This is a genomic window from Thiohalophilus sp. (genome assembly GCF_031581315.1).
Classification (GTDB): domain Bacteria; phylum Pseudomonadota; class Gammaproteobacteria; order UBA6429; family Thiohalophilaceae; genus Thiohalophilus.
Window position 1 is genome coordinate 9,478 of sequence record NZ_JAVLAZ010000042.1, and the last position, 13,117, is coordinate 22,594.

At 60.0% G+C, this 13,117-nt stretch carries 11 protein-coding genes; 5 read left to right on the top strand and 6 right to left on the bottom strand.

Translation table 11 applies throughout. The features are described 5' to 3' along the window. The 5 genes from RI563_RS07775 to RI563_RS07795 form a co-directional block, all read right to left on the bottom strand. A partial coding sequence (locus RI563_RS07775; RefSeq protein ID WP_310693801.1) for a TRAP transporter large permease subunit occupies nucleotides 1-1,313 on the bottom strand: 1,313 nt, incomplete at its 3' end. Nucleotides 1,314-1,315: 2 nt separating this feature from the next. Further along, the gene (locus RI563_RS07780; protein ID WP_310693802.1) at nucleotides 1,316-1,852 is read right to left on the bottom strand and encodes a TRAP transporter small permease subunit; all 537 of its coding nucleotides are present in this window, start codon (nucleotides 1,850-1,852) and stop codon (nucleotides 1,316-1,318) included. Between the two features lie 356 nt (nucleotides 1,853-2,208). Beyond that, on the bottom strand, nucleotides 2,209-3,195 hold the full coding sequence (locus RI563_RS07785) for a homoserine kinase (protein WP_310693803.1): 987 nt from the start codon (nucleotides 3,193-3,195) through the stop codon (nucleotides 2,209-2,211). 42 nt (nucleotides 3,196-3,237) lie between these two features. Beyond that, nucleotides 3,238-3,570 (bottom strand): DUF2782 domain-containing protein, encoded by a 333-nt coding sequence (locus RI563_RS07790; RefSeq protein ID WP_310693804.1) that lies wholly within the window; start codon nucleotides 3,568-3,570, stop codon nucleotides 3,238-3,240. A 12-nt stretch (nucleotides 3,571-3,582) separates the two neighbouring features. Continuing rightward, complete coding sequence (locus tag RI563_RS07795) at nucleotides 3,583-4,302, bottom strand: TIGR00730 family Rossman fold protein (RefSeq protein ID WP_310693805.1); 720 nt, start codon at nucleotides 4,300-4,302, stop codon at nucleotides 3,583-3,585. A 133-nt stretch (nucleotides 4,303-4,435) separates the two neighbouring features. On the opposite strand from RI563_RS07795, the gene polA reads away from it, so the two are divergent. The 3 genes from polA to RI563_RS07810 all read left to right on the top strand — a co-directional run bounded on the left by polA (nucleotide 4,436) and on the right by RI563_RS07810 (nucleotide 9,161). Beyond that, nucleotides 4,436-7,153, top strand: coding sequence for a DNA polymerase I (polA, locus tag RI563_RS07800; protein ID WP_310693806.1), 2,718 nt, complete (start codon nucleotides 4,436-4,438; stop codon nucleotides 7,151-7,153). Nucleotides 7,154-7,242: 89 nt separating this feature from the next. Further along, nucleotides 7,243-8,622, top strand: a complete 1,380-nt coding sequence (locus RI563_RS07805) for an L-serine ammonia-lyase (protein WP_310693807.1) — start codon at nucleotides 7,243-7,245, stop codon at nucleotides 8,620-8,622. A gap of 188 nt (nucleotides 8,623-8,810) precedes the next feature. Continuing rightward, nucleotides 8,811-9,161: a DUF1622 domain-containing protein gene (locus RI563_RS07810; RefSeq protein WP_310693808.1), complete on the top strand. Its 351-nt coding sequence runs from the start codon at nucleotides 8,811-8,813 to the stop codon at nucleotides 9,159-9,161. A 30-nt stretch (nucleotides 9,162-9,191) separates the two neighbouring features. On the opposite strand, the gene RI563_RS07815 is transcribed toward RI563_RS07810, so the two are convergent. Beyond that, complete coding sequence (locus RI563_RS07815; protein WP_310693809.1) at nucleotides 9,192-10,124, bottom strand: TauD/TfdA family dioxygenase; 933 nt, start codon at nucleotides 10,122-10,124, stop codon at nucleotides 9,192-9,194. Nucleotides 10,125-10,310: 186 nt separating this feature from the next. Between RI563_RS07815 and RI563_RS07820 the strand changes: the two genes are divergently transcribed. After that, nucleotides 10,311-11,309, top strand: a complete 999-nt coding sequence (locus RI563_RS07820; RefSeq protein WP_310693810.1) for a hypothetical protein — start codon at nucleotides 10,311-10,313, stop codon at nucleotides 11,307-11,309. Nucleotides 11,310-11,411: 102 nt separating this feature from the next. Beyond that, the coding region (locus RI563_RS07825) for a hypothetical protein (RefSeq protein WP_310693811.1) at nucleotides 11,412-13,117 on the top strand (1,706 nt) is incomplete at its 3' end.

The following is a 13,117-nucleotide window of genomic DNA, read 5'->3' on the forward strand; positions in this document are numbered from 1 at the left end:
AGCTGGATGGCGATGAAGGGCATGACGCCGCGATAGAGCTGACTGGTGCTCATGCCCTGGGAAGCAACGCCGCGCAGATAGAAAAGGGCGAAGCCGAACGGTGGGGTCAAAAAGGAGGTTTGCAGGTTGATGGCGATCATCACGCCGAGCCAGATGGGATCGAGTCCCATCATCAGCAGAATGGGCGCGACGATCGGCACGATCACGAAGGTGATTTCGATAAAATCGAGAATGAAACCGAGCAGGAACATGACCAGCATGACGATTAGCATGGCGCCGACCACCCCGCCGGGCAGGCTGGTGAGAATCTCCCGCACCGCCTCGTCCCCGCCAAAACCGCGGAACACCAGCGAGAACAACGAGGCGCCGATGAAGATCAAAAATACCATGCTGGTGACCTGGACCGTGGTGCGCATCACCTCGCGCAGTTTGCCCAGATTGAGCTGGCGTTGTAATACCGCCAGCAGCATGGCACCGACCGCACCCACCGAGGCCGCCTCGGTCGGCGTGGCGGCGCCAGCCATGATGGAGCCGAGCACGGCCACGATCAGCAACAGCGGCGGAATCAGTACCTTGATCACCCGGCCGGCGAGTTCCCGCTTGCTGTGCTGGCGCTCATCACGCGGCATCACCGGGACCTTCTGCGGTTGCAGCCAGGCAACGCCCAGCATATAGAGCACATACAGCCCCACCAGTAACAGGCCGGGCAGCAGCGCGCCGGCAAACAGATCACCGACCGAGACCGTCTCCGGCGCGAACAGCCCCATGTCGAGCTGGGCCTGTTGATAGGCCGAGGAGAGGACATCCCCCAGCAGCACCAGAATGATCGAGGGGGGGATGATCTGCCCCAGCGTCCCCGAGGCACAGATGGCGCCGCCGGCCAGTCCCGGGTCGTAGCCTCGTTTGAGCATGGTGGGCAAAGAGAGCAGCCCCATGGTGACAACGGTGGCACCGACGATGCCGGTGCTGGCCGCCAGCAGCATGCCAACCAGAATGACCGAGATCCCCAGTCCACCGCGCAGCGGGCCGAACAGCAGGGCCATGGTATCGAGTAGCTGATCGGCGACTTTCGAGCGCTCCAGCATCACGCCCATGAAGACAAACAGCGGCACCGCGATCAGGGTGCCATTGGTCATAATGCCATACAGCCGGTTGGGCGCGGCACTCAAAAAGGCTTCGTCGAAGGTGCCGGTCAGGTGACCGAGCAGGGCAAAGGCCAGTGCCGTCCCGCCGAGGGAAAAGGCCACCGGGTAACCGCTGAGCAGGACCAGTCCGACGACCAGAAACATCAGCAAGGGCATCAGTTCGGCCATGTTCAAAGCACCTCCTGCTGGTGCTCGTCGCTATCGCGATGCCCACGCCCGCGCAGCACCTGCCAGTTTCGCAGGGCCCCGGCCAGCCCCTGCAGCATCAGCAGCAGCGGCATCAGCAACAGCAGGCTTTTGAGCAGATAGACGAAGGGCAGGCCGCCCGGCTCGTTGGAGGTCTCCAGCCGTTCCCAGCTGACGGCCACATAATCCCAGCTGACAAACAGGATGAACAGGCACATGGGCCACAGCAGCAACAGGGTCCCCAGCAGATTCACCCATGCCTTGCCGCGTGGGCCAAAGCGCTGGTAGAAAATGTCCACTCGCACATGCCCTTCGTGGCGCAGGGTATAGGCGGCCCCGAGCATAAAGACCGTGGCATGCAGGTAAGTGATCACTTCCTGCAGGCCGATCCAGCCCAGGTCGAACCCGTAGCGCAACACCACCACGACAAAGGTGATGCAGACCATCGCGCCGGTCAGCCAGGCGATGGCGCGCCCGGTGTATTCGCTCAGACGCTCGAGAAGCTGGCTCAGTTTGTCCATGAGAGGGGGCCGTTCCGGCAGCGATCCTGGCCACAACCGGGGCGTGGCTCAGGGGATAGGCGAAGCTTCTCAGGGTTTACCCTGAGAGGAGTTATACACAGTTGGCTAAGTGCATGACACATTTATGAAAATATTCGAAAAATTAAATCTGAGCCCATAAAAACAATGTAAGCTATTGTTATATATAATAAAACAGCAATCGCTAATATTTCCGCCCCGAAACGGTGCCGAAAAATGCACCGAATCTGGAAAATCCCGCCATTTCGTCCACAAAGTTATCCACAAGTAAACAACAGGGCCGAGGGACGAGTTACGAGGGCCGAGGTAAAGGCCCGCTGCTTTCACAGGAGGGGTGGCTAAAAAACCTCGTCCCTCGTCCCTCGTCCCTCGTCCCTCCCGGGATGGAGCGACAGCGAGTCCCGGGACGCGATACGCCGCGCCAGGATGCGCCGGAATACCAGCGGATCCTTGATGTGGGTGATTTCTCCCTCGCGCGGGAAGTGCATGTCGTACAGTCGCGAGAGCCAGAAGCGCAGCGCGGCGGCGCGCAGCATGACCGGCCAGGCTTCCTGCTCGGCGTCGGTAAATTCCCGTTCCTGGCGGTAGGCGTCGAGGAAGGCTTCAAGGCGAGGCGCATCGAAGTGGCCGTTTTCGTCGCAACACCAGTCGTTCACCGTGACCGCCACGTCGTAGAGCAGCACATCATTACAGGCGTAATAGAAGTCGATGATGCCGGTGAGCTTGTTACCGATAAACAGCGCGTTGTCGCGGAACAGGTCGGCATGGATGACGCCGCGGGGCAGATTGTCATGCCGGTGCTGCTTTTGAAAAGCAATCTCGTTGTCCAGCAGTTCGGCATCCTCGCCGGTCAGCTGCGGCAGCACCTGCTCGGCCGTTTCCACCCACCAGTGCGGGCCGCGCTGGTTTTCCCGGTAGCCGGTAAACGACTGGCCGACCACATGCAGATGGCCGAGTGCCCGGCCCAGCGCGGCGCACTGGGCCTGGTTGGGCTCGTCCACGCTCTTGCCCTCCAGGCGCAGCACCAGCGCGGCCGGCCTGCCGTTGAGGGTGCGCAGATAATGCCCTTCATTGTCCGCTTCGGGGTGGGCGCTGGGAACATTGTGTTCGGCCAGGTGCGCCATCAGATCGAGAAAATAGGGCAGCTCCTCCATCGACAGCGCCTCGAACAACGTCAGGACATAGCGACCATTGGTGGTGGTGACAAAATAGTTGGTGTTTTCGATACCGGCACTGATCCCCCGATACTCCACCAGTTGCCCCAGCGAGTAGTGGCGTAAAAATGCTTCAAGCTCGTGGCGCTCGACCTTTGTATAAACCGACATATCGGATTTCAGCCAGACTCGTTAGTGTAAATGGTCGCCCTGTTACCAGCGTTTGAGGATCCACTGGTTGACAGTCGGATTATCCAGATCATTCTTTCGGGTATCCACCGTGCCGTCGCCATCGGTGTCAATGAAATAATACGGTGCGCCTTTGTCGGGTGTCACTTTGACATAACGCAGCTGGCCGTTGATGCGCACCTCTTCGATGGTGCGATCCTCGCGCTGGATAATCGTGACTTCCGGTTGCGGAACATCCTCATAACCTTCCAGCTCCTCCGGCAATGGCGGGGGCGGCGGGGCATCGTCGGCGGCCTGCAGGGGTCCGGCGACCAGCGAGAGGCTGAATAAAAGGAACAAAACAGTGCGTTGATTCATTGGTTAACCGCCTTACAGGTCCAGCATGATCTCGGCCTCTTCCGCCGAGGGCTCGAAGCCGCTGTACTCATAATGTTTAAAGATAGCATCCAGGATCGCTTCGGGCTCGTCCAGAATCTGGATCAGATCGAGATCCTCGGCGTTGATCGTGCCCTCGTCGACCAGCGTGGTGCGGAACCAGTCGAGCAGGCCCGTCCAGAACGGTTCATGAACCAGTATAATCGGAATGCGGCGTGATTTTTTGGTCTGTACCAGGGTCAGGATCTCGGCCAGCTCGTCCAGGGTGCCGAAGCCGCCGGGCAGAACCACATAGGCCGCGGCGTATTTGACGAACATCACCTTGCGCGAGAAAAAGTGCCGGAAGGTCAGCGAGATATCCTGATAGGGGTTACCGGCCTGCTCGTGGGGCAGCTGGATGTTGAGCCCGATGCTGGGCGATTTGCCTTCATAGGCCCCCTTGTTGGCGGCCTCCATGATGCCGGGGCCGCCCCCGCTGACCACCGAAAAGCCGGCGTTGGACAGGGTCCGGGCGATCTCGATGGTTTTCTGATAGTAGGGATGATCAGGCTGGTTGCGGGCCGAGCCGAATATGCTCACCGAGGGGCGGATCTGCGCCAGCCGTTCGAAACCTTCGACAAACTCCGCCATGATCTGGAAAATTTTCCAGGATTCGCGGGTCAGCATGGTATCGTTGACCGGCAGCATTCCGGGGTGTTTGTGCTTATCGTCCATTATGTTCGGTCCGGTCCTGTCTTATTGTCGGCGGTGCGCGGCCGCAATATCGCGGCCGGGCAAGTATAATGCATCCTGTGGAGCGAGTTCGACAGATTCGGCCACTATTCTCACGTAACGGTTGACCATTACCATGTCTGACAAGCAGAACAATCCTTTTATCCTGGTCGACGGATCATCCTATCTGTTCCGTGCCTACCATGCGATGCCCAAGCTGACCAACTCCGACGGCGAGGCGACCGGCGCCATCTACGGGGTGATCAACATGATCCGCCGCCTGCTCAAGGATTACCACCCCGAGCATATCGCTGTGGTGTTCGATGCCAAAGGCAAGACCTTTCGCGACGATCTCTATGCCGAGTACAAGGCCAATCGCCCGCCCATGCCCGACGATCTGGCCGAGCAGATCGAGCCGATTCATCAGATTATCCAGGCCATGGGATTGCCGCTGCTGTGCGTGCCCGGCGTGGAAGCCGATGATGTGATCGGCACCCTGGCGCGCCAGGCCGAGGCGGAGGGGATCGAAACCATTATTTCCACCGGCGACAAGGACATGGCCCAGCTGGTGGATGCGCATGTTACCCTGATCAACACCATGTCCGGCTCGCTCAGCGATGTGAAGGGGGTCAAACAAAAGTTCGGCGTCAGCCCGGAGCAGATCATCGATTACCTGGCGCTGATCGGTGACACAGTGGACAACGTCCCCGGCGTGCCCAAGGTCGGCCCCAAGACCGCGGTAAAATGGTTGCAGGAATACGGCTCGCTGGATGCCATCATGGAGAACGCCGACCAGTTCAAGGGCAAGGTGGGCGAATACCTGCGCGATTCGCTGGATCAGTTGCCGCTCTCCCGCGATCTGGTCACCATCAAATGCGACGTCGATCTCGATGTCAGCCCCGACACCCTCAATCGCGGCGAGCCCGACAACACGGCATTGCGCGATTTTTACCAGCGTTATGAATTCAAGAGCTGGCTCAGTGATCTACTGGGTGAACAGGCCGAAGCCGGCGACGATAACGGGTCGGATGATGCCGGCGACAAACCGGTCTATGAAACCATCCTGGATCAAAACACCTTCGAGGGCTGGCTCAAACGGCTCAGGGCAGCCGAGTTGTTCGCCTTCGATCTGGAGACCACCAGTCTCAATTATATGGAGGCGGAGATTGTTGGCTGCTCGTTCGCTATAAAACCGGGCGAAGCCGCCTATCTGCCTGTCGCGCACAACTACTCCGGCGTCCCGCAACAGCTGGGTCGCGACAAAGTCCTCGAACAGTTAAAACCGCTGCTCGAGGATCCTCGCTACCCCAAGCTCGGCCAGCACATCAAATACGACATGAACGTCCTGGGCCGCTACGACATTGAACTGGACGGCGTGGCCTTCGACAGCATGCTCGAATCCTATGTGCTGGAGAGCACCGCCAGCCGCCACGACATGGATACCCTGGCGCTCAAGTACCTGGGCCACAAAACCATTCACTACGAAGATGTCGCCGGCAAGGGAGCCAAACAGGTGACCTTCGATCAGGTGGACATTGGAGCGGCCAGCGACTATGCCGCTGAGGATGCGGATGTCACCCTGCGCCTGCACCAGACCCTGTGGCCCAAACTCGAAGCCATTCCCAGCCTGGCGAAAGTCTTCAAAGAGATCGAGATGCCGTTGATGCCGGTACTCTCGCGCATGGAACGCCGCGGCGTGAAACTGGATGTGGCCATGCTCAATAAACAGAGCAAGCAGCTGGCCAAACGGCTCAAGGAGCTGGAACAGGCCGCGCACGAGTCGGCTGGCGAGGCGTTTAACCTCGGCTCGCCCAAACAGCTGCAGGCGATCCTGTTCGAAAAACAGGGCCTGCCGGTGGTGAGTAAGACGGCCAAGGGCCAGCCCTCCACCGCCGAGTCGGTGCTGCAGGAGCTGGCCGATCAGGGTTACGAGCTGCCGCAGCGGGTGCTCGAATGGCGCGGCCTGAGCAAACTCAAATCCACCTACACCGACAAACTGCCGGAGATGATTCACCCCGACAGCGGCCGGGTGCATACCTCTTACCAGCAGGCAGTGGCCGCCACCGGCCGCTTGTCATCGACCGAGCCCAACCTGCAGAACATCCCGGTGCGCAGCGAGGAGGGGCGGCGGATTCGCAAGGCGTTTGTACCTGAATCCGGTTATCGCATGCTGGCCGCCGACTATTCACAGATCGAACTGCGCATCATGGCGCATCTCTCCGGGGATAAAGGCCTGCTTGAGGCGTTTAAAAACGGCGAGGATATCCACCGCGCCACCGCCGCCGAGGTGTTCGGCGTCGAACTGGACAAGGTGAGCAGCGAACAGCGCCGCTCGGCCAAGGCGATCAACTTTGGCTTGATCTATGGCATGTCCGCCTTTGGCCTGGGTCGCCAGCTCGGTATCGAGCGCGGTCAGGCGCAGGAATACGTGAACCTTTATTTTGCCCGCTATCCCGGCGTCAAACAGTACATGGACGACATTCGCGAAAAAGCCCGCGAGCAGGGTTATGTCGAAACCGTCTACGGCCGGCGTCTGTATCTGCCCGAGATCAACACCAGCAACCACACCCGGCGCCAGTACGCCGAGCGCACCGCCATCAACGCCCCCATGCAGGGCACCGCCGCCGACATCATCAAGCGCGCCATGATCACCCTGGATGCGGTGATCGAAAAAGAGCAACTGCCCATCTGGATGATCATGCAGGTCCACGACGAACTGGTCTTCGAGGTCAGGGAGGACGCCATCGACGAAGCAACAAAGGTTATCCGCGACAACATGGTCAGGGGTGCCGAGCTGTCGGTGCCGCTGGAAGTGGATGTGGGTATCGGTGACAACTGGGACGAGGCGCACTAAGGTTTGAGTCAAAAGCGGGTCGGGTCTTCACACAGACCCGCGAAGCCATCGATCAGCCTGTCGATTTCTGACAGATCGGGGGAGCGTCAATGTTTATCAGTGTGCTGGATCTGTTCAAGATCGGCATCGGTCCTTCCAGCTCCCACACCATGGGACCCATGGTGGCGGCGAACGATTTTATCGCGCGGGCGCGGGGTTATTTGTCTTCCGCGGCCAATCAGCCGGATGTGCACCTGCGTTGCACGCTCAAGGGATCGCTGGCCTTTACCGGCAAGGGCCATGGTACGGATCGGGCGGTGACGCTGGGGCTGCACGGTTTTGCACCCAGGGAACTGGCTTCACAGGATGTGGACCGCCTGGTGAGTGAGCTCTGGCAGCAGGCGTCGATCGAGTCGAAAGATTTGCCCGCCATCCGTTTTTCACCCGCCACGGATATTGTTTTCGAGCAGGGCGAACCGCTGCCCGAACATCCCAACGGGATGATTTTCGAGTTGCGGGATCCGCAAGACAAGGTGCTGTTGTCTGAAACCTGTTTTTCCATCGGCGGCGGGTTTGTCAGTACGCTGGCCGAGATCGATCAATTAGAGGCGCCGCTGAAAATGGCGTCGGCCTCCGACTGTCCCTACCCGTTTGATTCCGCCCGATCGATGCTGGCCATGGCGGCGGAGAGCGGCTTGTCGATCGCGCAGATGAAACGGGCCAATGAACGGGTCTATATGACCGACGAGGCACTTGATGCCGGGCTGGATGCGAGCTGGCAGGCGATGCGCACCTGTATCGAAACAGGGCTGGCAGCCGAGGGGCACTTGCCCGGTGGTCTGAATATCCGGCGGCGCGCCCGACATCTGTATCGGCAACTTGAAGCCGTACCGCACAATGCGAGCCTGAATGACTGGTTGTCGGCCTACGCTATCGCGGTGAATGAAGAAAACGCCGCCGGGCACATGGTGGTAACCGCGCCGACCAACGGCGCGGCCGGGGTGATTCCCGCTGTGCTCTATTATCAGGTGGTGCACGAGGGGGCAGACGAACAGTCGATTCGGGATTATCTGCTCACCGCCGGGGCGATCGGCGGGATTATCAAACACCGCAGTTCCATTTCCGGCGCGGAAGTCGGCTGTCAGGGCGAGGTCGGCTCGGCGGCGGCGATGGCCGCGGCCGGTCTGTGCAGCCTGCGCGGCGGCACAGCGCCGCAGATCGAGAATGCGGCGGAGATCGCGCTGGAACATCACCTGGGCATGACCTGCGATCCGGTCAACGGGCTGGTGCAGGTACCGTGCATCGAGCGCAACGCCTTCGGCGCGATCAAGGCCCACGCGGCGGCCTCGCTGGCGATTCGCGAAAGCGGCAGTCACTTTATGCCGCTGGATAACTGTATCGCGGCGATGAAACAGACCGGGCTGGAAATGTCACACAAATACAAGGAGACCGCACTGGGCGGGCTGGCGGTCAGTCTGACCGAGTGTTAAATAAAAGTTCCCAATATCCGATCGCCCACGTAGAGTAGATCAAGCGAAGCGGATCCACCTGGCACCGGTATTACGGTCACCTTGATACCTCTGCCGGGTGACAAATCACCTGTCTCTGTCACAATGAATTCATCGCGCTTTATTGAATCAGCGCCATGACAATCAGGTCATGGTGAACGGGAGGGGTTATGTCAGAGATGCTCAAGCTGGTCGCCGAGTGGAGTGTGTTGCTGATCGAGGTGCTGGGGATTGCGATCATCACCCTGGTGGCATTGTATGCGCTGTTTCAGGCATTGCGCCGTTTGGTAAAAGAAGCAGAACGTGAACCGGTTTTTCAGGAACTGCGTCAGCGGGTGGGCCGCGGTATTCTGCTCGGGCTGGAGTTTCTGATCGCGGCGGATATTATCCATACCGTGGCGGTGGATCTGACGTTCTATTCCGTGGGTGTGCTGGCCGTGGTGGTGCTGGTGCGAACTTTCCTGAGTTTTACCCTGGAAGTCGAACTGACCGGTCGCTGGCCGTGGCAGGAAAAACGATAGTTCAACCTGCCCGGGCTGGCGGTATTTTTGTTACTGGGCGGAAGTCTCTGACATACCGGTGCCGGCCAGGCGATCGAAATAACGCGCGCGATAATAGTGGCGCTTGTGCTGATCGTCGTCGCTGAAGGCGGCGCGATCGTGCAGCACGTTGTTGCTGACCAGCCCCATGCCCGATTCCAGGCGACCGTGAAAGATCCAGGGGGAGTCACCCTCCAGGATATTCTGCAGGTAACTCAGCGCCTCGCGACTGAGCGGGTCGTCGGCCCACATCACGTTGTTGACCCGGATGGTGTAGCGCATATGCAGATCACCCGAGGGCAGGATGCTGAAAATCGGCCCGGCGACCTCGGGGCGGGCGACGCTGCCGCCTTCGTCGATGCGTGCGGGAATCGTCATGACGCCGGGTGCCATCAGCGCCCGGATATACTCCGGATTTTTCTCGCGCAGCAGGATATAGGCAATTTCGTGATCCAGCAGTGTGTTCTCACCGCCCCGGGCGGCCTGTTGCACCACGTGCAGGTTTAAGGCGCCTATCTGTCGGTCGAGGGCGTTGTAGTAACCGTCGGTATGCCAGTTAATCGCCCGGTTGGTGTACGGGATGTAGTTCTGACGTACGCCGGTATCGCGCACGGTGAGTGAGGTGAGACCGGTCTCATCGGCCAGCCAGTTGTGGTTAAGCGTATGCAGGCCAAAGCGCTGGCCCAGCGACAGGGGGATGGCGGGATCAGGATCATCGCCGGTGTTGCTCGCATACAGTGCCATGTTGGTCTTGCGGCAACGCTGCAGCAGGGCCTTGTGCTCGCTGTCGCGCAGAGTTCGGGGGTCGTTGATTTCCACCAGCAGGTCACCCAGACTCTCGGGATAATTCTGCAGTTTTTGATCGCGCCAGCGCGGATAGTGATCAGTGTTATCCGGATGAAAAGGGCTGGATACAGGATCGGGCATGTGTTGTGGACGGGACATAACAGGAAGCCTCGCTGGCACGGGTTTGATGGCAAATAACGTCGACGAAAAAGCATAGCGAACCGGCGCACCCGCTCATTGACCGGGATCAAGACAACATGGATTTCAAGCAGAACCGTTTGCGGAACGTCACCGCGTGTTCCGGCCTGGAGTGTTGCGCGGGTGTTTAACCCGGGAGTTTGTTGAATGTACACAGAAGAAGATATTGCCTCGGCGGTGGATGCGGGCATTTTAAGTCATGAAACCGCACAGGCGTTTCGCGCGCATGTGGCCGATCTGCGGCAGGGGCCGGCCGTGGACGAGGAGCACTTTCGCCTGATTACCGGCTTCAATGACATTTTTGTGGTCATCGCCAGTCTGTTGCTGCTGGTCTCGGTGGGCGGCATTGCCGGCGTGCTGGCGGAATGGATCGGCGCCGCCGCCGTGGCGGCAGTGGCCTGGTTACTCGCCGAGTTCTTTACCCGTCAACGTCGCATGGCCCTGCCGTCGATCGTGTTGTTGCTGGCCTTTGTTGGCAGTGTGCTGGGCAGCGCGCTTCTGTTGCTGGGGCCGCAGAACGGGGCGCAGAGCTTTGTTATTGCCAGTGCCCTGGCAACGGCTGCGGCCTGGTTGCACTGGCGGCGTTTTCAGGTGCCCATTACGGTGGCCGCCGGCGCGGCGGCGGTAGTGGCGTTTGCCGTTGCCCTGTTGCTGTGGGCAGCGCCCGGGGCCCGGCAGTGGCTGAGTGCAATCGCCTTTATTGCCGGGGTGCTCGTATTTGCACTGGCGATGTACTGGGATACCCGGGATACCGCGCGCCTGACCCGCAAATCGGATGTCGCCTTCTGGCTGCATTTGCTGGCCGCGCCATTGCTGGTACACCCGGTGTTTGCCGCGCTGGGTGTCTTTGAAGGACAGATGGACCTGTGGCGTGCTGCCGTGGTGATCGTGTTGTACATGGTGATCGGGCTTATCTCGCTGTGTATCGATCGCCGGGCCCTGATGGTTTCCGCGCTGGTCTATGTGATGTATGCCTTCAGTACCCTGCTGGAGCAATACGGGGTGGTGAGTTTGAGTTTTGCCCTTACCGCGCTGGTGATCGGTTCCGCCCTGTTGCTGCTCTCTGCGTTCTGGCATGCCAGTCGGGCTCAAGTGCTTCGCCGGATTCCAAAGACGATGCAGCGCTGGCTGGTGCCGGCACGTTAATACCGTTGTTTGTCTTGTGACACGCTTTTGTTGTTGTGATGACGTGGCATAAGTTGGAATAATCCGCTTAACTTCTTCACTACATGCCACTCGAGGACACCTGTGAAACTCCCCTGGCGTAAAAACAATAGCGACGACGAAGAGCGCATCGGTCTGGATCAGGAGCGTGTCAGTCTCGAGCGGGTCGGCCACAGTCGTATCGACGAGGCGGTCTCGAGTGTGCGCAAGACGCCCTGGAGCCTGACCCTGTTGCAGTTGTTGTGGACGGCCGGGCCGGTGACCTTTCTGGCCATGGAGGGCGGCTATTATCTGGGTTTCGGGCATGCTGCCCCGATAGAGAACTTTGTGTTTTTTGCCGCCTATACGCTCATCCTGGGTGTGATCGGTTTGCTGGCCCGGTTTGTGGCGTTGGTCTTGCGTGGTCGGCACCAGAACGATGCCCGTGAGGTGTTGAGCAAGACGCTCGATCTGTTACCGGATCTGTTGTTTGAAAGCCGCGACATGATACTGGCCGAGCTGGCGCCGGAGGCACGGCGGTTGCGCGCGGCCGGTGCCCTGTTGCACGAGCTGGATCTGAGTCCCGATAGCGTGGCGCTGGCGGTGCGTGAACTGACCGGCGACACCAGTCTGGCCGAAATCACCGAACAGATCGAAATTTATCGTCGTCTGGGTCTGCGAAGCCGGGTGCAGGATCTCATCGATGGCAGTGCCGATGCGCGCGCGGCGGCGCTGGAGAAGGTTCACGCGACGGCGCCGGACGAGGCGGATCTGTTGCGTGATCGACTGACCGGCATGGCGCCCTCGTTTGAACATGGCGTGCCGCGCCGGGATAACTTTCTCGCCGCGATCTTCGCCGCCGCCGATCGCCAGAACCTCGATCTGATGGCGCTTGAAGATGTCCAGGAGCTACTGGTGCTGGCCTTCGAGCTGTTGAGCGGTCGCGAGATTACCCGCCTGGTGATCGATTACGAAGGCGGCTGGCAGCAGATGCGCAGCCTGGATGAGGTCGAGGACGCCCGTAATCGTTACAGCGTTCGCCAGGCGATGGCCACCAGCCGCCTGCAAGCACTGGGCACTTATCTGTCGGATCATCCCGAGCTGGGGTTTGATGAGTCGGTGACCAGTTTACCGCCGGAGGAACTGTTAACCCACCTGGCCGCCGGGCTGGAACAGCTGGTCCAGCAGGGCCGGCTCGCCGGGATGACCACCTGGCCGGAGTTAAAAACGATTCTGGAGCTGGTGCGCGAAAGCCGCCGCGCCAGCGAGGAAGTTCAGAAATGGCGTGACCGTTATATCCGGGCGCTGGAGCGCTGGGAAGCCTTGCGTCAGCGCCATGCTAAACAGCCTGCGTTGTCTGCGTTGCCGCGTCGTTCGCGGGGCCTGCGCATCCGCGAAGAGCGCATTGCGCTGGATGATGAGGAAAAGATCGAAGTGGCGAAGCAGTTTTGCGAATACCTGCGGGGGCTCGGTATGCGGCCTACCGAGGCCGGGTTGCAACGTGGCGGGCACTCGCTAAACAGCGAGGATATCAAGCGCCTGGGGATTCGCCTGGTGTTGATCCTGCAGTCTTATATGTCGTTGACCGATGCCAGTATTCAGCGGGCGATCTACAGCAGCCGCGCCGCCTATCTCGGCGGGCTGGAAGCCGGCTTCAGCGCCGATGCCAAGGCGGGCCTGGGGGCCGCGGCAGTGCGCGAGGTGCGCGAGGATCTGGGCAAGAGCGCCGAGTACCTGGCGCTGCGCATCCGCCGGATTTATCAGGTGCCGTTGACCGATTCGATGATCGATTTTCTGGTGGAACATTACAA

Coding starts and splice junctions, on each gene's coding strand:
- RI563_RS07780 (WP_310693802.1), bottom strand. CDS start 1,852: ATGGACAAACTGAGCCAGCTTCTCGAGCGTCTGAGCGAATACACCGGG.
- RI563_RS07785 (WP_310693803.1), bottom strand. CDS start 3,195: ATGTCGGTTTATACAAAGGTCGAGCGCCACGAGCTTGAAGCATTTTTA.
- RI563_RS07805 (WP_310693807.1), top strand. CDS start 7,243: ATGTTTATCAGTGTGCTGGATCTGTTCAAGATCGGCATCGGTCCTTCC.
- RI563_RS07795 (WP_310693805.1), bottom strand. CDS start 4,302: ATGGACGATAAGCACAAACACCCCGGAATGCTGCCGGTCAACGATACC.
- RI563_RS07815 (WP_310693809.1), bottom strand. CDS start 10,124: ATGTCCCGTCCACAACACATGCCCGATCCTGTATCCAGCCCTTTTCAT.
- RI563_RS07820 (WP_310693810.1), top strand. CDS start 10,311: ATGTACACAGAAGAAGATATTGCCTCGGCGGTGGATGCGGGCATTTTA.
- polA (WP_310693806.1), top strand. CDS start 4,436: ATGTCTGACAAGCAGAACAATCCTTTTATCCTGGTCGACGGATCATCC.
- RI563_RS07810 (WP_310693808.1), top strand. CDS start 8,811: ATGTCAGAGATGCTCAAGCTGGTCGCCGAGTGGAGTGTGTTGCTGATC.
- RI563_RS07790 (WP_310693804.1), bottom strand. CDS start 3,570: ATGAATCAACGCACTGTTTTGTTCCTTTTATTCAGCCTCTCGCTGGTC.